18 protein-coding genes and 1 pseudogene are annotated in these 17,195 nt (G+C 68.9%); all 19 read right to left on the reverse strand.

What is annotated here, in order from left to right:
* The 19 genes and pseudogenes from ACTIGN_RS15540 to ACTIGN_RS15630 all read right to left on the reverse strand — a co-directional run bounded on the left by ACTIGN_RS15540 (position 1) and on the right by ACTIGN_RS15630 (position 17,194).
* Complete coding sequence (locus tag ACTIGN_RS15540; protein ID WP_439625391.1) at positions 1–1,101, reverse strand: acyltransferase family protein; 1,101 nt, start codon at positions 1,099–1,101, stop codon at positions 1–3.
* Between the two features lie 200 nt (positions 1,102–1,301).
* Positions 1,302–2,093: a class I SAM-dependent methyltransferase gene (locus ACTIGN_RS15545; RefSeq protein ID WP_439625393.1), complete on the reverse strand. Its 792-nt coding sequence runs from the start codon at positions 2,091–2,093 to the stop codon at positions 1,302–1,304.
* Positions 2,094–2,119: 26 nt separating this feature from the next.
* A complete protein-coding gene (locus ACTIGN_RS15550) occupies positions 2,120–2,743 on the reverse strand; it encodes a glycosyltransferase (RefSeq protein ID WP_439625473.1) in 624 nt (207 codons plus the stop codon).
* Positions 2,744–3,352, reverse strand: a pseudogene (locus ACTIGN_RS15555) (hypothetical protein); the annotation flags it as partial.
* The gene (locus ACTIGN_RS15560) at positions 3,265–4,431 is read right to left on the reverse strand and encodes a glycosyltransferase family 4 protein (RefSeq protein ID WP_439625395.1); all 1,167 of its coding nucleotides are present in this window, start codon (positions 4,429–4,431) and stop codon (positions 3,265–3,267) included. The gene ACTIGN_RS15560 and the pseudogene ACTIGN_RS15555, both read right to left, overlap by 88 nt.
* On the reverse strand, positions 4,424–5,260 hold the full coding sequence (locus ACTIGN_RS15565) for an FkbM family methyltransferase (protein ID WP_439625397.1): 837 nt from the start codon (positions 5,258–5,260) through the stop codon (positions 4,424–4,426). The genes ACTIGN_RS15560 and ACTIGN_RS15565 overlap by 8 nt, the downstream gene beginning before the upstream one ends.
* 37 nt (positions 5,261–5,297) lie before the next feature.
* Complete coding sequence (locus ACTIGN_RS15570) at positions 5,298–6,458, reverse strand: glycosyltransferase family 4 protein (protein ID WP_439625399.1); 1,161 nt, start codon at positions 6,456–6,458, stop codon at positions 5,298–5,300.
* The gene (locus ACTIGN_RS15575; protein WP_439625401.1) at positions 6,458–7,555 is read right to left on the reverse strand and encodes a glycosyltransferase family 4 protein; all 1,098 of its coding nucleotides are present in this window, start codon (positions 7,553–7,555) and stop codon (positions 6,458–6,460) included. Before ACTIGN_RS15575 ends, ACTIGN_RS15570 begins: the two co-directional genes overlap by 1 nt.
* The gene (locus ACTIGN_RS15580) at positions 7,552–8,706 is read right to left on the reverse strand and encodes a glycosyltransferase family 4 protein (RefSeq protein ID WP_439625403.1); all 1,155 of its coding nucleotides are present in this window, start codon (positions 8,704–8,706) and stop codon (positions 7,552–7,554) included. The genes ACTIGN_RS15575 and ACTIGN_RS15580 overlap by 4 nt, the downstream gene beginning before the upstream one ends.
* Before the next feature lie 5 nt (positions 8,707–8,711).
* On the reverse strand, positions 8,712–9,620 hold the full coding sequence (locus tag ACTIGN_RS15585) for a WavE lipopolysaccharide synthesis family protein (RefSeq protein ID WP_439625405.1): 909 nt from the start codon (positions 9,618–9,620) through the stop codon (positions 8,712–8,714).
* A gap of 98 nt (positions 9,621–9,718) precedes the next feature.
* Positions 9,719–10,789 (reverse strand): WavE lipopolysaccharide synthesis family protein, encoded by a 1,071-nt coding sequence (locus ACTIGN_RS15590; protein ID WP_439625407.1) that lies wholly within the window; start codon positions 10,787–10,789, stop codon positions 9,719–9,721.
* Complete coding sequence (locus tag ACTIGN_RS15595; RefSeq protein WP_439625409.1) at positions 10,786–11,550, reverse strand: glycosyltransferase family 2 protein; 765 nt, start codon at positions 11,548–11,550, stop codon at positions 10,786–10,788. The genes ACTIGN_RS15590 and ACTIGN_RS15595 overlap by 4 nt, the downstream gene beginning before the upstream one ends.
* Positions 11,551–11,557: 7 nt before the next feature.
* Positions 11,558–11,878: a hypothetical protein gene (locus tag ACTIGN_RS15600; protein WP_439625411.1), complete on the reverse strand. Its 321-nt coding sequence runs from the start codon at positions 11,876–11,878 to the stop codon at positions 11,558–11,560.
* On the reverse strand, positions 11,875–12,612 hold the full coding sequence (locus ACTIGN_RS15605; RefSeq protein ID WP_439625413.1) for a glycosyltransferase family 2 protein: 738 nt from the start codon (positions 12,610–12,612) through the stop codon (positions 11,875–11,877). The genes ACTIGN_RS15600 and ACTIGN_RS15605 overlap by 4 nt, the downstream gene beginning before the upstream one ends.
* Complete coding sequence (locus tag ACTIGN_RS15610; protein WP_439625415.1) at positions 12,609–13,571, reverse strand: WavE lipopolysaccharide synthesis family protein; 963 nt, start codon at positions 13,569–13,571, stop codon at positions 12,609–12,611. Before ACTIGN_RS15610 ends, ACTIGN_RS15605 begins: the two co-directional genes overlap by 4 nt.
* A complete protein-coding gene (locus tag ACTIGN_RS15615; RefSeq protein WP_439625417.1) occupies positions 13,568–14,203 on the reverse strand; it encodes an HAD family hydrolase in 636 nt (211 codons plus the stop codon). The genes ACTIGN_RS15610 and ACTIGN_RS15615 overlap by 4 nt, the downstream gene beginning before the upstream one ends.
* On the reverse strand, positions 14,196–14,825 hold the full coding sequence (locus ACTIGN_RS15620; RefSeq protein WP_439625419.1) for a hypothetical protein: 630 nt from the start codon (positions 14,823–14,825) through the stop codon (positions 14,196–14,198). The genes ACTIGN_RS15615 and ACTIGN_RS15620 overlap by 8 nt, the downstream gene beginning before the upstream one ends.
* 6 nt (positions 14,826–14,831) lie before the next feature.
* Positions 14,832–15,983, reverse strand: a complete 1,152-nt coding sequence (locus ACTIGN_RS15625; RefSeq protein ID WP_439625421.1) for a WavE lipopolysaccharide synthesis family protein — start codon at positions 15,981–15,983, stop codon at positions 14,832–14,834.
* Positions 15,881–17,194 carry an ABC transporter ATP-binding protein gene (locus ACTIGN_RS15630; protein WP_439625423.1) on the reverse strand — a complete coding sequence of 438 codons (1,314 nt, stop codon included), beginning with the start codon at positions 17,192–17,194 and terminating at the stop codon, positions 15,881–15,883. Before ACTIGN_RS15630 ends, ACTIGN_RS15625 begins: the two co-directional genes overlap by 103 nt.
* Position 17,195: the final 1 nt, after the last annotated feature.

A 17,195-nucleotide genomic window follows, 5' to 3' on the forward strand; every position in this document is an offset into this window, starting at 1 on the left:
CTACGATGTCCGGGGCTGTCGCGCGTCGCCCCGCTCCGGGTCGCTGGTCGGCGGGGCCAAGAGCGCGCCGCGGTACTCGAGGCGGCGCGACGCGCGGGTGAGCGGGCGCTCCGCCAACTGATAGAACACCAGACCGACGACCACGGCCGCTCCGACGGCACCCAGGCACACGGCCACCTCGCCCAGCGGCGTCAGTTCGAGACGCATCACCGCGGGGACGTTGAGCACGCGGTAGATGACGTAGGTGTGGGTGAGGTAGATGCTGTAGGACCGGTGGCCGATGAACGCCAGCACTCGGGTGAGCGCGTTGGGGTTGAGCGTCGGGTGGGCCGCCACCCGGACGAGGAGGACCGCTGCGACGCCCGCCGCGATCGGGCGGGACGCCCCGGACGCCAGCCCGAGAGCCACCAGGGCGAGCACCCCGAGGCTCAGCGCCGCCACGCTCCCCAGTCCGACGGTGCGCCAGTACGTCAGGCAGCCGATGGCGAGATACAAGGCATTGGTCGGGAGCGCCCACGCGATGCGCGGCCCGGTCAGCGTGAACAGCAAGGATGAGACCAGGGCGAGGGTGGTGAAGTGGTACACGACCACGACGGCCCGGTCGTGAAACGCGGCCGGGCTCCACTTCAAATGGCACCGGCGGGCGCACCAGAACACTACCGCCCACGCCACGTAGAACTGCATCAGGGGGGCCATGAACCAGTAGACCGCCGAGGGGGCCGCGACCGGCGCAAGGTCCTGGACGAAGGCGAGCAGCGGGAGCAACTCGGCGGGCGACGGAAGGGTGTACGGCCGGTCCCGCACCCACGCGCTGACCTGGAAGCCGATCAGACCGAATGCGATCGCGACCCAGAACGGCACGGCCAACCGGACGAGGCGGCGGGAAAAGAACGCGCGGACCGAGAGGTAGCTCCACGCCCCGGGGCGGAACCCGTAGGCCAGGAAGTACCCGGCGATGACGAAGAAGCTCTCGAACCCGAACCGGAGGTGCGCGACGCACCAGACAGTGACGTGCCCCAGGTGCTCGGCGAGGGGCGGGTACCGCGCCCCGAAGAACGTGTGCGCCGTCACGATCTGGAGGCACACGACGGCGCGGAACACGTCCAGCGACGACGCCCGTGGCGTGCCGGCCGGATTGGCAGTGGCAGCAGCGTCCCGCGGTCCCAAGGGGTTGGAATCTGGCATCGGGTCCGTGATGGAGGGTTAGCAGTGAGCCCTGGAAGTCAGTAAAGGCCGGCGCATAGCGGGAACCAATGAGCGCACCGTGTGAACGTCCCGCACAACCGCGAGCCGGACCGGTGTCATCGCCGGGTTGGGGTTCGTGCGGCGATCCACGTCCCGCCCGCGATGAGGCGCGTCCAACCCGGTCGTCCCAGGGCCGCGTCACGAAGGACCTCGCAATTGCGCTGCCGAAAGTAGCGAGCGAGGTCGATGGGATTGCAGAGGTAGCAGGCGTCGTTGTCCGCGTGGAAGGGCGGCCGATCGTCGGGCCGGCGCATCGTGAACGCCGGGCGGCGGGACAGGCACTTCTGCGAGGCGAGGAACAGGTGGTACGCGAGGTACGCGAGGGCTTCCGGGAGTGTGTTCCCGAACGGATGCCGCGGCATTTCCGCGTCCCGGAAGATAATCCGACGCTGAGGGCGGGCCTGCCAGACGTAGCGCGTCAGCGCCCGGAACGATTGCCCGAAGCTGAGGAGGTTCGGACCGACGACGCACACGACACCCCCGGGCCGCGCGACGCGGATCATCTCCCGCAGCGCCCCTTCGGGATTGGAGATGTGTTCGAGACAGGCGTGGGCGGCAACGGCGTCGAACGTTCCGTCGGGGAACGGGAGACGGGTCGCGTTCCCCTCGACGAAGCGGAGGTCGGCCCGGACCGCCGGCTCGAACGCGCGGGGGTTAAGGTCGACTCCGGTGGCATCCAAACCCTGTTCCGCAAACCAGTGCGACGACCAACCGTTGCCGCATCCCACATCGAGGACAGATCCCGCGGGGACGAACGCGCGGACGAACTCGACGTACCCCTGGTACATCAGGGCGGACGTGTCGCCCGTCAGCCCCGCCGCACGGACGCGATCGGCGGTGCGGTACATGTGCTCGAGATCTACCGTTTGGTGTGTCATGGTTGGCTGCTGAGAAGTTCGTCGAAGAACGTCAGGTGCCGGCGGGCGATGAGCGGCCAGGTGAACTCGGCGTGGACACGGGCGAGACCGGCCCGTGCCAGGTCGGCCCGTCGAGCGGGGCCTTCCAGCAGCGCCCCGAGACCCGCCGCCCACGCCAGAGAGTCGGCTTCGGGGAGGACGACGCCCGCGTCGCCGATGACGAACGGGATCTCGCCCGAGTCCGACCCTGCGACCGGAACCCCGCACGCCATCGCCTCGATGAGCATGCGGCCGAGTTGCTCCTTCCACCGCGGGGTCGTCTGGCTCGGGGCGGCGAGGACGTCCATCGCGTTCAGGTAGGCGGGGACGCCCGCGTGCGGCACGCCGGTGACAACCCGGGCCCTGTCCGGATGTCGCGCCGCCCACGCGCGGAGTTCACTCTCAAGCGGCCCGCCCCCCACGAACAGCGCTCGCCACGGCGAACGCACGAGATCGAGTGCGGCCGCCAGGAGCCGCACGCCCTTCTCCGCCACGAACCGTCCAAGGTAGCCCACGACCGGCGGTCCCGGGTCGGCCCACCCCAGCGATGCCCGCACGGCGGCCGCGGCCGCGGCGTCGGGGCGGAACGCAGTCGTGTCCACACCCAGGGGGATGACCCGGTGGGGCTTCGTCGCGTAATCTGTTCGTGTGCCGAGGACCGCTTGTACCGTGTCCCCCGCTGCGATCCAACCGGCCGCATGACCTAACACGTAGTGCTCGATCCATGAGAACGGGGGTGGGTACCGCTTGGAGATGTTCTGAAACGTGTACCAACTGAGTCGGTAGCGTTGAGCCCAATGGGCGATCTGAGCGCCCGCGAGCACGAAGGGTTCTTCCCAACAATGTACCAAGTCCCAGCGGTCGCTGAAGAGTCGACGGAGGGATCGTCCGTAGCACATAAGGTGCGGGTGACGGGTCGCGTAAAGCGTGACCGGAACAACCCGGCACGCTTCCCCGGGTAACGGCTCCAGGCGGATCGGGCGGAGGTCACCGTGGACGTACGTCGGGGCGGCGACCGTGACGTCCCACGCGCCCCGGCCCTCGCGGGCCATCTCGTCGGCGAGCCGACGGTTGAGGCCGACGACGTAGGATCGGCCCACGGTCAGGAGCCGCCGCGGTCGAGTCAAAGTCCGTCTCGCATCGACGTGATCGTGTGGGCGAGCGTGAACGTGTCGCGGTACAGCACCTGTCCCGACGCGCCGACACTGCACCGGGCTGGTTCGACCGCGAGCAGGTGGGCGGCGAGCTCCGCCAGGGCGTGGGGGTCGCACGCGGGCGCGAGGGCGACGGCCCCGTGCGCCCAGACCCACTCGCTCAGTGGCCCGAGGTTGGTGACCACGGGGACGCCGTTCGCGAGCCCGGCCATCACGCTCGTCCGCCGCGAACTGACGCCGTCGGGGTAGGGCTGGACGAGCAGGTCGCACGCCCGGAGGTGGGCCGGGAGCCGGTCCGGGGGGAGTTCGCCGGTCGCGTGGATGCGGTCACCCAGTGCCGGCACCTGCGAGGCGAAAGCGTCGCGCCAGCGGTCCGAGTTGCGGCCCATCAGCAGCACCCGAGCGCGGGACAATCGGCCAAGGAGTTCGGTGAGGGCTCGCATGAGGACGTCCCCCACATGGGGAGCGTAGGTTCCGAAGTGCCCGATGAGCTGCGCCTCGGTCTCCGGCGAGTACCGACTCCGGACGGCGACCACGTCGTTGGGGTCGGCCACGGTGCCGACGTTGCACGGCACCGGGAGCCACTCGGGCCGCCGGACCTTTGGGCATACGCGGCGCAGCATCGGCACCCACCCGGGGACCGAGACGAGGACGCGGTCGGCCGCGCCGGCCAGCAATCGTGCCATGAGGTTGTTCAGCGACCCGAGCAGCGCGTACCGGGCGGGCCGCCACGAGAACGGAAACGCGACCTCGTGGAACATCACCCACACTGGCGGGAGCCGCCTGGCACGGAGGGCGACCCACAGAACGAACGGCACGTTCATGGCCTTCCAGCCGAACGCATGGGGAACGTACTGCACGAGGACGCGGTCGGGCCGGGGCCGCCGGGCGATCGCGTGGTCGAGTTCGAGTAGCCCGCGGGGGCCGAAGTGGTCCGGCAGCCGCACAACGGTAACGCCGGGGTGGTGCGGGGTCGCGTCACCGGGCGGGGCGTACACGGTGACCGCGTCCCCCGCCGCCGCGAGCCCCTCCGCCACGAGCCGCGTGTAGTCGCTGACCCCGCCTGGCTCCGGCGGGTACTCACCCGTGAGAATCGCCCAACTTTGAGTGGCACCACCCGGCCGGGTCTCACGCACCGCGGTCGGTCGCGCGGGCTAGAGCGGTCAGGAAGAAGCGCGCTTCGAGCACGGTCGGATCGGCACTTTCTAAAGGTACGGGGGCCACCCATCCTTCGAGGTGAACGAACCGGTCGTACCGGTCCGCTGGGAAGTGCGACAACACCTCCGCGGCGGTGCTCCCGGACCTGGACCACATCGGGCCGAGGTGAACCTCGACGAACCAGTCGGGGTGCGTGGCGGCGGTCCTGGCGGCCCCGCGGAGCGCGTGGCACTCGTACCCCTCGACGTCGATGAACACGACGTCCGGCGGCCCGTAGCGGGCCGTCAGGGTGTCGATGGTCACGGCGGGAACGTCGATCAGGCCACCGTAGTCGCTGACGGTCCCGACTGCCCCGTTCCACCCGGCGTTGAACTGGAGTTGCCCGTCGGCGTCCGAGATCGCCGCGTGCTCAGCGGTCACCCAGGGCATCAGGTTCCGGGTCGCGTTCTGCCGGCACATCTCAGCGTTGTGCGGGTTCGCTTCGACCAGGACGACGTGTCCGGCCGCCCCGACGCGGTCGCCGAGCATCAGGCCGACGACCCCCTGGTGCGCCCCGCAGTCGAAGACCCGTGCGCCGGCCCTCAGCCGCGACCGGCTCAGCAACTCGAGTTCCGGGAGGGGCTCCCAGTCGTGGTCGTACCACCCCTGGCCGAGCGGGTCCGTTAGCTCGATGCTCAAGTCGACCGTTCCGTACCGGTGGCGGACGACGCGGCGGGGGAACGCGGCCGCGAGGCGCTGTAGCTTGCGGCGCTGGAGCCATTGACGAACTCTCGGCGGAAGGACCGCCCGCGCGATGCGCTTCAGCATGTGCCACCTCTCGTCTTCAATGCGTGCGTTCGGCGTCCTATTCGGCGAACCGACGCGAGCCAGCATTCAGCGATGTAGTGAGAGAACCGTGCGTGGAAACCCGAGTCGCATACACCGGCGCTGTACGGCCGATGATGTCGTCCCAGCAGAACTCGCCGGCGCGGGCTCTGGCCCGGTCGCTCGCCGTTGATCGCGCGTTGGTGTCGGTCAGAAGTTGCACCAGTTTTGCGGTCACTGTCGTGATGTCCCCGCGATGCACTAGGAACTCGTCGCCGAGCATCGCGGTGGGGCCGGGGACGCGGTAGGCCACGACCGGGAGGCCGGCGGCGAGCATCTCCAGTGCCCCGAACGGGAAGCCCTCGACCGCGGACGGGAACACGCCGGCGGAGCATCCCGACAGCAGCGCAGGCAACTCGTTCGGCTGGAACGACGGGGTCACCGCTATTCGGTCGCGGAGGCGGCGGGGGAACGCCGCGAGTACCTCGGCAGCGGTCGGGAGCATGCCGCGGGTGCCGATCAACCGGAACCGCGCGTCGGGCACCCGATCGCACACGCCCGCGACGATCGCGGGGAAGTCCCGCATCCCCTTCCTGGGGTCGAACGTGCCGACGAACGCGACGGTCGGCGGGTCGCCCCCGGGGGTCGCGCGGCCCAACTCGGTCCGCCGCTCCGCGGTCAGGGCGTAGGGGAAGACGACGATGCGGGCCGGGTCGATCCCGTGGCGCACGAGTGCGTCGCGGTCGTCGGTCGTGGGGACGTTCACGAGGTCCGCCTCGCGGCAGGTGACCGTCGCGTCATCGACGATCCGTTCGAGCGCCCGCCGCCGCGCTCGGCCGTACAAGTGGTGCCCGACCCACGCCCGCCCCCCGGGCCTGGGCGGGATGCGGGCCGCGAGGACGTTGTGGATCAGGAGGACCGAGCGCGCGACGAACAGCGGGCCGGCCGGGAGGGACGCACGCGGGAACGGGAGCTTGTCGTGCTCGTACTCGACCACGTCGAACTCCGCGGCCCGCGCCCGGAGGTACTCGCCGAGTGCCAACTGGTACTCGCGCGTGTGCGGCCGCACGCCGACCTGTTCCGGGCCGATCAGCGTTGCGTCCCACCCGAGCCGCTGGAACGCGGCCGCGACCTCGATGTAGACCTTCGCCGCCCCGTACTTCGGGTCGACGGTCACCGGACAACAGAGCAGGATACGCATCAGGTCGCTGACCGCTCGCCGTTGTACGCTGCGAGGCACCGCTTCACGACCGCGGGCCAGGTGAAGTGGTCGAGCACCCGCTGCCGGGCGGCGGTTCCCATGCGTGCGGCCGCGGTCGTGTCGTCGCGGAAGCGCTCCAGGACCGACCGCAGGGCGGCCGGGTCGTTGGGCGCCACGACGAACCCGGTCGCGCCGTCTTCGACGATCTCGGGCATGCTCGCAACGTCGGTGCAGACGGCCGGCGTGCCGCACGCCATCCCCTCGATGAGGGTCTGACCCAACAGTTCGGGCACCCGCGACTCGGTGCCGTACCGGTCGCGGTACACGCTCGGCAGCACCACGCAGAGCGCCCGGCGGTACGCGCGGATTAGATCGGCGTCGTCGCAATCGGCCCGGAACGTCACCCGCTTCCCCTCCGCGAGCCGCTTCAGGTCCGCGAGGAACCGGTCGTGGTACGGGCGGCCGATGAGTTCGAGTGACAGGCCCTCGGGGAGTGCGGCCACGAGGTCATCGACCCCCTTGTGTGGGAGCAACCGCCCGGCGTACACGACGAGCGGCTCCCGCGGCACGGCCGGGTCGGGCGAGAACTTCTCGGTGTCCACGCCGCCGTAGATCACCGACGCCCGCGGCTCGGCGTCGTGGTTCGCGACGCTCCGTGCGTAGCGGCTGATGTCCAGGAACCCGTGGTACAGGTGGCGGACGGCGGGGAGGTACGCGGACACGTCCCACCCGCCGCCGCCCAGGTCGGAGACGAACACCCGCCGCCCGGTGAGCCGGCACGCTGCGGCCGCGAGCGTGCCGCCGAGGACGAACCGCTGGTGACAGTGGACGACGTTCGCCCAGGCGATGTGGCGGATGACGCTGGGGTGAACCGGGTTCAGCCGCTGCCCGCGGACGTACCACGGCGGGCCGAGGACGATTACGTCGAGGTTGCCGATGCGTTCGCGGCGCGGGCGGTCGGCGAACGACACGAGACGGGTCGGGACGACGTCGGCCATGCTGCGGGCGAGTTCGAGGGCGTACCGCTCGCCCCCTCCGAACAAGCCCCCTGAGCCGAACGTTGCTGGGCTCAGGTGAACGACGCGGGGGCCGGTCATCGCGCGGCCGCCTTCCGGTACACCGCGAATGTCTCCGCGGCCATCCGCACCGGGGTGAACGTGGCCGCTCGCGCCCGTGCCGCGGCCCGCAGGCGGTCGCGCTCGGCTCCGTTCGACAGGAGTTGAGTCAGTCCATCAGCCAGTGCCGTCGGGTCGGCGGTCTCGACCAGCAACCCGGCGTCCCCGACAACCTCGGCCATCGCCGAGGCGTTCCGCGCCAGGACGCACGCGCCGCACGCCATCGCTTCGAGCAGCGGGAGCCCGAACCCTTCGTACAGCGGCGGGAACGCGAACACGTCGGCCGCACGGTACAGGGCCGCGAGTTCGGTGTCACTCACGATGCCCGTTCGGGTGGCGGCACCCGCGAGGTCGAGCTTCGCGAGGAGCCCGCTCGTGCGCTCCTCCCGCTCCGGGGTCCACGACCCCTTCCCGAAGAGAACCAGTTCGACGTCGGGGAACTGCGCTCGCACGGTGCGGAAGGCGGCGAGCAGAGCCGGCAGGTTCTTCCGCGGTTCGAGGTTGTACGGGGCGAGTACGAACCGACGCCCGACCAGGGTCGGGAAGCGGCTTGTGAGCGTCGCCGACCAGGACGCCTCGAACCCCGCCGGGGGGAAGCCGGCCGTACCGTGGTAAACCGTGTCGATGCGCCGTGCGGGAACCCGCCAGAGCCGTTGCACGTCTGCGGCCGTCGTGCGGCTGATCGCCAGGAGTCGCTGGGCGCGGTGCCGGAGGAGCCAGCGCCACCGGCGGTAGCCGCGACCGGTGATCCACTCCGCATAGTCCTGCGGGAACACTTCGGCCATCAGGTCGTGAACCGTGACGACGACCGGGCACGGGGGCGAGTACGGTGGCGTCGCGTCGATCACATGGAGGACCTCGAGGCCGCGGCCGCGGTGCGCCCGGAAGCTCCGCCACTGGTCGACCCAGAACGACCCGCGGCCCCGTGCGAGCGGCTTGGCGACCCACTCCCAGTTCGAGCCGCCGGCGAAGCACTTCACAATCGTCGCGGGCGGCTCGGGGCGGGTGCCGAACACCGTCACCTGCGCTGCGGCCCCGAGCGCCGCCAGAGCGTTGATGAGGTCGACCGCGTACCGGAACTGGCCGTTCCCGACCGAGAACCCGTCCATCCCCCAGTCGATCCCGACGTGCATTCCTGTCACCCCGGCCCCTTCACGACTGGGGCGGGGAGCGGGACCGCGAGCGGGAGGGTCAGGGTGGCTTCGTACTGCGCCGGGTCGGGCCGGCAGTGCTGTAGCGCGAGCCACTCGCGGAAGTCCAGCGGTTGCGACGAGAGGATGCCGCCGTAGTGCGTGGCGTACTCCGCGTGCGGGGCGTACTTCGGCCAGTACAAGTCGAGCGAGGCCGGGTCGACGACGCAGAAGTGCCCCGCCAGGGAGTCCCAACTGTCGGCGAGCGTCCACGCGACCGGCCGCCCGATGGCCTCCAGGAACCGCGACGCGAGGTACGCCTCGGGCGACTTGTGCCGGCAGATCGGGCCGATCACGTCGCGGTAGTCGGGCGGCAGTTCCGACGGCCGCAGGGGGGCGGAGAAGTACAGTTCCATGTCGCCGGCGTCGCCGAACAGGAGCTGGTCGGAGATCTGGTACAGCCCGAACTTGTAGCTGCTCCGCCCGCAACTGACGATCCGCGCCCGCTGCCGGTATCCGGTAGTGACCGGGAACGCCTTCAGGACGTTCACCAGGAACTCGGCTACGCTCGGGGCGTAGACCCGCTGGTCGGCCCGCGTCTTGAGAACGAACTTTGCCCCGAGTTGCCTAGCCCGCTCGATCCCGGCCCGCGTGCTGACCAACTGGAAGTTCACGTTCAGCGGCCCGGGGTCGGCGGGCGGCGTGCTCAGCACCACCTCCGCACCGGTCGCCCGCAGGCTCTCTACCACCGGGGCGGGCGTCCCGTCCCACGTCGAGACGATGACGGGCTGCCCGGGGAAGTGCTTGCGGTAGACGCGGACCGACTCGAGGGTGAAGTCATCCTCAACGACCGGTGGTCCCTGGACGACGACCGCGACCCGCAGCGGCTCGACGAGCGGGTCGGACCACGTCCCCACGCCCGCAGCGAACTTCGGCCGCGCGTGAGCCGTGACGAACGCCGACCCACAACGGTTCACAACGCGGTGGGCAAACCGCATCAGCTTGGGCCAGATCCTCATCGCTGTGGAGCCGATATCAGGCTCCCGCCGCTAAGACTCTGGGACATCTCGTGGTGAGGTACGGCATCCTTGCCGGAGAGTCCGACGCAAAGGTTTAGCCACTCCGCGAAGGTGAGTTCGTGGAGCGCCTCAATCCCCGCGTATCGAGGTCGTGGGTGCTCGTGCGTCTCGCTAATCTTGAACCAAACGAGGTCGAGCGCCGCCCGGTCCACAATAGCGAAGTGGTCGGCCAGCGATTGCCAGTACGCTGGGAGACTCCATTCGATCGGCTTGCCAATCGAGCGGAGATACGACCCAACAATGTGCTGCTCCGGCGGGTTTGCCCGTGCGACCTCGCTCAAGACGTTCTTGTGGTCGGGTGGAAGCCCGGCGGTTTTCGTGTGCGGGCAACTCCAGTACTCCAGTACGTCCGCGACGTGGCCGAACACGTTCATGTCCGAGAACTGGTACATGATGTACTTGTGGCTGCCGAGGCTCGAGCCGATGAGCCGGCCGCGCTGCCGATACCCTGGGGCTGCGGGAAACGCGGTCCAGGTGGCCACGAGGAACGCGGGAACATTCGGGGCGTACATGCGCTGGTCGGTGCGGGTCTTCAGGACGAACTCGGCCCCCAGTTCCTGTGCCCGCCGCACGCCCGCGAGGGACGACACGAGCTGGAGGTTCGTGTTCTTGAACCCGGCGAAGCTCGGCTTGCGGTTCAGGAGCACCTCGGCCCCGGCGTCGCGGAGCCGGGCGACGGCCGCGGCGTCCTCGCCCTCCCACGTCGAGACGATGAGCGGGCACCCCGCGAACGTCCGGCGGTACAAGCGGACCGTCTCGACGGTGAAGTCGTTGACGAGGAGCAGCGGCCCCTGGAGCACCACCGCCACCGTCGGCAGGTCAGGGCGGCGGTCGGACCACACGCCCACGCCGTCGGCCCGCTTCGGGCGCGCGTGGTACGTCGGGAACTGGTCGCCGCCACGGTGCGCCCTGCGCAGGGCGTACCGGAACAGCTTCTCCCAGAACCGGACCGGCAGCGCCGCTCCGGCAGTCCGCTCGATGGCGGCCTTCACCCGGGCCAGTGTCACGAGGCACCAACGAACGCGACGGCCTTCCGCGACACGGGGTTGGCGAGGAACCGTTCGAGGTCGGCGGGGATGCCCAGGCCGTACATGCCGGCGTCCTCCTTGCCCACGTTGTAGACCGCGAGCTTCTGCCCCTCGGCGATGAGCGGGTTGTACGCCGGGGCGACGTAGAACTCGCCGTTCACCCGCAGGTCCGCGGCGATCATCGCGTCGGCGGCCCGCACGAAGTCGGACCCGCGGCGGAAGTTGTACACCCCGACCGTCGCCTCGTTCGACACCACCTTCTTCTCCACCACCTCGACCACCCGCCCGGCCGCGTCGAACCGCACGAACGACCACTTCGGGTCGTCGGCCCACATGGTCATAATGAGCCCGTCGGCGGCGTCGCGGTCCATTGTGGCGAGGTAGTCGTCGATGCTCACGTCCACCCACTGATCGCAGTTGGCGATCATGAGCGGGTCGGTGGTGTCGATGAGGTGCCGGGCGAGCAGGACCGTGCAGGCGGCCCCCTCGGTCACCCGGTCGACGAACACGATTTCACTGCCCCGTGCCCACGCCCGCAGGTGGGCGTCGAACCCGAACGCTGCGGCGTGCTCGCGGAGGATCAGGAAGATGAACCGGTGCGGGCGCGCCGGCCGCAGGTTTGCGATGACGGCCTCGGTCATGGGCCGCCCGTGGACCGGGATCAGCGGCTTGGGGGTGGTGAACCCCGCGTCCGCAAACCGCTTCCCGCGGCCCGCCATCGGCATCACGATGTTCAGCATTCTGCAGTCACCCCGGGTACTTGTCGCCGGCCACGCACGGCACCTTTACGACCACGGTGGCCGTGTCGGTCACGGCCTCGAAGTCGGTGGACTCGCCCGGCTCGATCAGCACGATGTCGCCGGTACGGTAGGTGGTGCCGTTCATCCGCACCTCGCCCGAGACGATCAGCGTCAACTCGGTGGCGACCTTGTGGTGGTGCCGGTCCTCGCGGTCCCCGGCCCGGTACGGCTTCACCGCGACCTCGACCTCGTGCGTGCGGAGCGCCGTCGGGGCGAAGTCGCCGACGAACCAACCCTTGGTCATCTCGTTGAGCTTGAACACCTTCACGATGCCGCCCCCCGGGCCAGTGCCTGCTCGTACTCCTCGACGCTCTGCGGGGTCGCGAGCGAGACGTACGCCTCGCGGGGGACCGGGAACACGCCCACCCGGGCGTGTCGCAGGATCATCTCGTTGAACGCCGGGCACACGTAGAACGCGCCGTTCACGTTCGCGTCTTTGCGAATCATCTCCGCAGCGGCCCGCACGAAGTCGGCCCCGCGGCGGAAGTAGTAGAACCCGGCCGTCGCGTTCCGGCTGATGGGCCGCTTCTCCGCGGCCTCGGTCACCAGCCCGTCGGCCCCGACCCGCACGAACGACCACCGCGGGTGGACCGAGTCGAACGTGATGGTCCCCGCGTCCAGGTCGCGGGCGCGGAAGTCGGCCACGACCCGGCCGAGGTCGGTGCGGACCAGTTGGTCGCCGTTGGTGATGACGAGTTCGCGGGCCGGGTCGATGTGCTCGACGGCGAGCAGCGCCGTGCAGGCCGCGCCGGCCGTCGGACCACTCGCGAGGACGACGTCGGCGTTCGGGATGGTGAGGCGGATCACGTCGCCGAGGTGGAACCGGCGGTCGTCGTCCTTGCGGACGACTGGGACGTACCGGTCGGCCCCGAGCGGGCGGACGTTGTCCCAGACGTGTTCGAGGAGCGGCCGCCCGGCGACCTCGATGAGCGGCTTGCAGTACGCGTACCCGCGCTCGCGGAACGCCTCGTCGCCTCCGGCCATCGGGAGGACGCAGATCACGGGCGCTCCCTCCTTTCAACCCAAGCGAGGAGTCTGCTCCGCCCGCGGAACCACATGAGTTCTCCGACACGCTTGACGTGCTCGGTCCAGTACCTGCGACGGTTGACGCCGCAGAACTTCGGATCGCAGTACTCCCGGTACAACATTTTCCACTCGTCGTGAAACATGTACCCGCACCGACTGCTCGGGTGGAAAGGGTACTTTCGGAACCATACGCCCAGGATCCGCTCGTCGGCCATGATGAAGTTGTTCGCAAACGTCAACTCGCTGAGACGCGAATGCCCAGGCCGCCGATCCCCGAGGTGGGCGACTTCGAGTGGGCCGAACTTCCGGAGGCAGTTGATCCAGATGTATTGTTCGGGGATGAACTGATACACGAAATCTGGCATCCGGTCGGGCGAGGGACGCGGTCGGTTAGCAAAGTGCAGCCCTACTCCATTTCCCACATCGAGAGGTACGTCCCAAAGGGTCAGAACATCCGCCGTGAGCCCGAAATGGAACCAATCGCTCGGGCTATATGACAGCCCGCGGCGGCGGACCGACTGCGAAGGGAGTGTACAGGTTACCACGCGGCGCTCGAATACCCGCCACTCCGCGGCCCGCGCGGGGTACCGGTCGAACAGGTCGAGGAACCCGGTGCCGGTGAACTCCATGTCGGCCCGGACCTTGACCGCGTAGGGCCGGGTCGCGGCCCGCAGCCCGTTCACCGTGGAGACGATCTGCCGGTTGACGTTGAAATACACCTTTGGTTCGGAGCGTGTGCAGACAACCGCCCCCGGGTCGTCGTTTTCGACGGCGCGATCGTAGTCGAGGCCGGCGAGGTCGGTGCCCTTCCAGGTGGACAGGACGACCTCTGCCCCGGGGAGGTGCTTGCGCACGCTCGCGAGGCACCGCGGCGTCAGCGCCCGGTCCACCGGACCCTGCACCACCACGCTGATCTCGGACGGCAGCACCGTCATGTCCGGCCCCCCTCGGTGGCCTTCACGGCGCTCAGGATGTTCGCGAGGTGGACCTCGTCCACGCCCTGGACCACCAGGACCGGGCACCCGGCGGCCTCGGCGGCTTTTACGCCGTGGGGGTTGTCCTCGACCACGAGGCACTCGGCCGGGGTCAGGCCGAGGCGGGTCGCGGCGGCGAGATACATCTCGGGGTGCGGCTTCGCGTTGGCCACGTCCTGGTTGCTCAGGAGCACGTCCAGGTACGGCCGCAGGTTGCTCTTCTCCATCATCAACTCGACCGTCGGGCGGATCGAGTTCGACGCCACCGCGAGCTTGTACCCCAGCCCCTTCAGCTTGCTCAGGGCGTACTCGTGCGAGAACGTGGGCTTGCACTTCTGGTGTGTGATCTCGGTCGTGTACACCTGCTTCAGGTCGTTGATCATCGCGTGGAGCCCGCGGGGCAGCCCGCGGTCGATGCTGAGCATCTCCAGCTTCTTCTTGGTGGGCAGCCCGTCGAACGCGGTCAGGTGGTCGATCCGCGAGATGGTGTGCCCGAACAGCCCGAGGGCGCGGTTGAGCGCCTCGTAGTGCCACTCCTTGGCCTCGATCAGCACCCCGTCCATGTCGAACACGACGGCCTTGATCTTACCCATGCAGCGCCGCCTTTGCGTCTTCGGGCCGGTCCGTGCAGAGCATCAACTTCGGGTTCGTGCGGACGTCGCTCGCCGCGAGCGCGTCCCAGACGGCCCGGGGGTCGCGGCCGTGCAGGTCGGGCGACACCACGCACACGCTCTTCCCCGCGTTGAGGTGCCTCTGGATCGTGTCTTGGGTCCACCAGTCGCTCCCAAAGGCGTCGAGCCAGACCCCGGCGGCGCGGTCGTAGTACAGCGGGTGTTCTTCAATGTCGCTGTGCCGGGTGAACGTCGGCACGCCGAGCTTGAGCCACCCGAGGGCGTCGGGGACGGACATGTCGAACACGAAGTAGTTGGTGACGGCGAACCGTTCAATGAGCGGGGGCAGGAGCTTGTGGAGCCCGTCGGCCTTGACGTTGAGGGCGAGGGGCAGGTCGACCCCGACCCCGTGGTAGATGCCGAACAGCACCTCGGCCGCCAGCGCGTCGGCCTGGGCCGGGTCGTGGGCGACGACGAGCCGTCCGGCGAGGTCGCGGAGGTCGGTCTCGGTGCCGAACCCGAGGTGGAACGACCGGGCGAACGCCGCCGGCGCGTTCTTCTCGGCGGCACCCCGCCAGTACCCGCGGTGGCTAAGAATGAGCATGGTCAGCTACTTCGCCTTTCCCGCCCCGCTGAAGAGAGACCGAATGCGTCGCCGAAGGCCACCGTATCGATTGAACAGCGTGTGCGACCAGATGCGATAAATGTGCTCGTCGCGGAGCGTCGCACGGATCTGGCGAATCAGCACCGGGAGACCGCGACTAAACGGCCGCGGGTTCTCGGAGTACAAGGCCGACAGTTGCTCCCACTCCTGGGTCGAGTAGCAGGTAGACGTGTGGCACGTCGCTAAGCCAAACTCACCCGCCTCGATCCGGGGAGGAAGTCGGATGGCCAGATCGCTGGGTTCTGCAATGAAAAAGTTCGCGAGCATACTCCGCTCGCTCAGCCACAGATTTGTTGGAGTCGGAACCCGAATCGAGGCTTTCCGAGCAATCCGACCGCCATACTGGCGCAGACAGGCGAGCCACAGGTATTGCTCGGGAGCTTGGTCGCACGCTTGGCCCCCCCAGACGGCGGCGAAGACCATCGGTGTGCGGGGCGTACAGGTAAATCGTGGGCCGGTCGATGAACTGTTGATTCCTCGGGGCGACCTGGACACCAACTCCGCGCACCAGAATCGGGTCACGTCCTCACGGAGGCCGAACATGAAGATGTCGCTGGGGTGGAACAGCCACGGAGAGCGTTCGGGATTCCGAGTGAAGTGCCGGCACGTCAAAATTCGTTCTCGGAACACCCGCGGCTCGCTCGGTCTGGGGCACATTGTGCTTCGCGAGTACCACTCCAGGAATTGCGCTCCACCGAGACGGGTATCACTCCGCAACTTCATCGCGTACCGTCGCGTAGCCAGTGCGAGGCCGCTGCGGGTGGACACAATTTGCCGGTTGACGTTGTTCGTTTTGCCCGGTGTCGGAATCGGCCCCGGATCATCGTTCTCAACGAGTACGTCAGGCGTGAGCCCGGTGAGATCCGACCCCTTCCACGTTGAGAGGATCACTTCCGCGCCCGGCAGGTGCCGCCGCACGGAATCGAGGACGGACGCAGTGACGATCGGGACCACTGGCCCCTGAACGACCACCGAGACTTCTGGGGGTCCGACCGTCACCTTGGAACTACTGCCCTGACGGTGGCAACAGGACGAGAACCGCTGTGGGAGTCTGATGTTGGGGTTCCGGGCTCCCCCGCGAGCGGCAATGGCACCCATTGCCAATCGGGTCGAAGGACATCCGTATGGTGCTGATAGCGCCTTCCGAGCCCCGACACGTTTTCGAGCGCGAAGAGTAAGCGGCCCTGATCCTGAATGACTCGCCGGACGTTGTGAATCCCAAGGTCGAACACAACTGTGTATCGGCCGGCGGCAAAGATGTCCGGGGGGATCACGAGTTCCCAGCAATATTCGCCGGCCGGCGACTCCGTCGGGGGCGGGGTTTGCACGTCGTCCACGGCGGTGTACACGAGGCGCTGCTGGAACTGGTTGTGAATCTCCACCGCACAAATGAAGCCGAGTATCGAACGGCGGAGCTGGTATCGAACGCGAATTCGAAGCGGTTCGTCGGTCCGAAACGACCCGTCAGCGGCCCCGCTCACCGACGTTTCGAGCAACCGGACATCTTCGTCGCCCTCGTCGCCTTCCCAACGCACTGCTGCTTCGTCGTCGGCCGCTGCGAGGTAATCCCCCACCACCTCCCGAGCAGTTCCCACCCGCAGAACTCGCCCCTGCTTGAGATGCACGCCGCGGTCGCAGAGGGTCGCCACCGCCTGCATGTTGTGGCTGACGAACAGCACCGTGCGGCCGCCCCTGGCGACCTCGCCCATCTTGCCGAGGCACTTCTGCTGGAACTGGGCGTCGCCGACCGCGAGCACCTCGTCCACGATCAGGATCTCGGGCTCCAGGTGGGCCGCGACCGCGAACGCGAGGCGGGTGTACATCCCGCTGCTGTAGTGCTTCACCGGGGTGTCGATGAACTTCTCCACCTCCGCGAACCCGACGATGTCGTCGAACTTCGCCCGCACCTCGCTCCGCCGCATCCCGAGGATCGCGCCGTTCAGGTACACGTTCTCGCGGCCCGTCAGCTCGGGGTGGAACCCGGTGCCCACCTCCAGCAGGCTCCCCACGCGGCCGTGGATGTCGGCCGTTCCCTCGGTCGGCTCGGTGATCCGCGACAGGATCTTCAGGAGCGTGCTCTTCCCGGCCCCGTTGCGGCCGATGATGCCCACCACCTCGCCCGGCTTCACCTCGAAGGACACGTCCTTGAGCGCCCAGAACGGCGGCGGTGCCTCGGCCCGCCCGCGGCCGAGGAGCCCGCGGAGCGGGGACCAGTTGCGGAGTTGCTCGCCGAGCGTGTTGTACGCCGGCCGGCCGCCCAGCCGGTACTCCTTGCCGAGCCCCTCGACCCGCACGACCACGTCACTCATC

The sequence above is a fragment of the Gemmata sp. genome (assembly GCF_051859125.1).
In the GTDB taxonomy this organism is placed as follows: Bacteria; Planctomycetota; Planctomycetia; order Gemmatales; family Gemmataceae; genus Gemmata.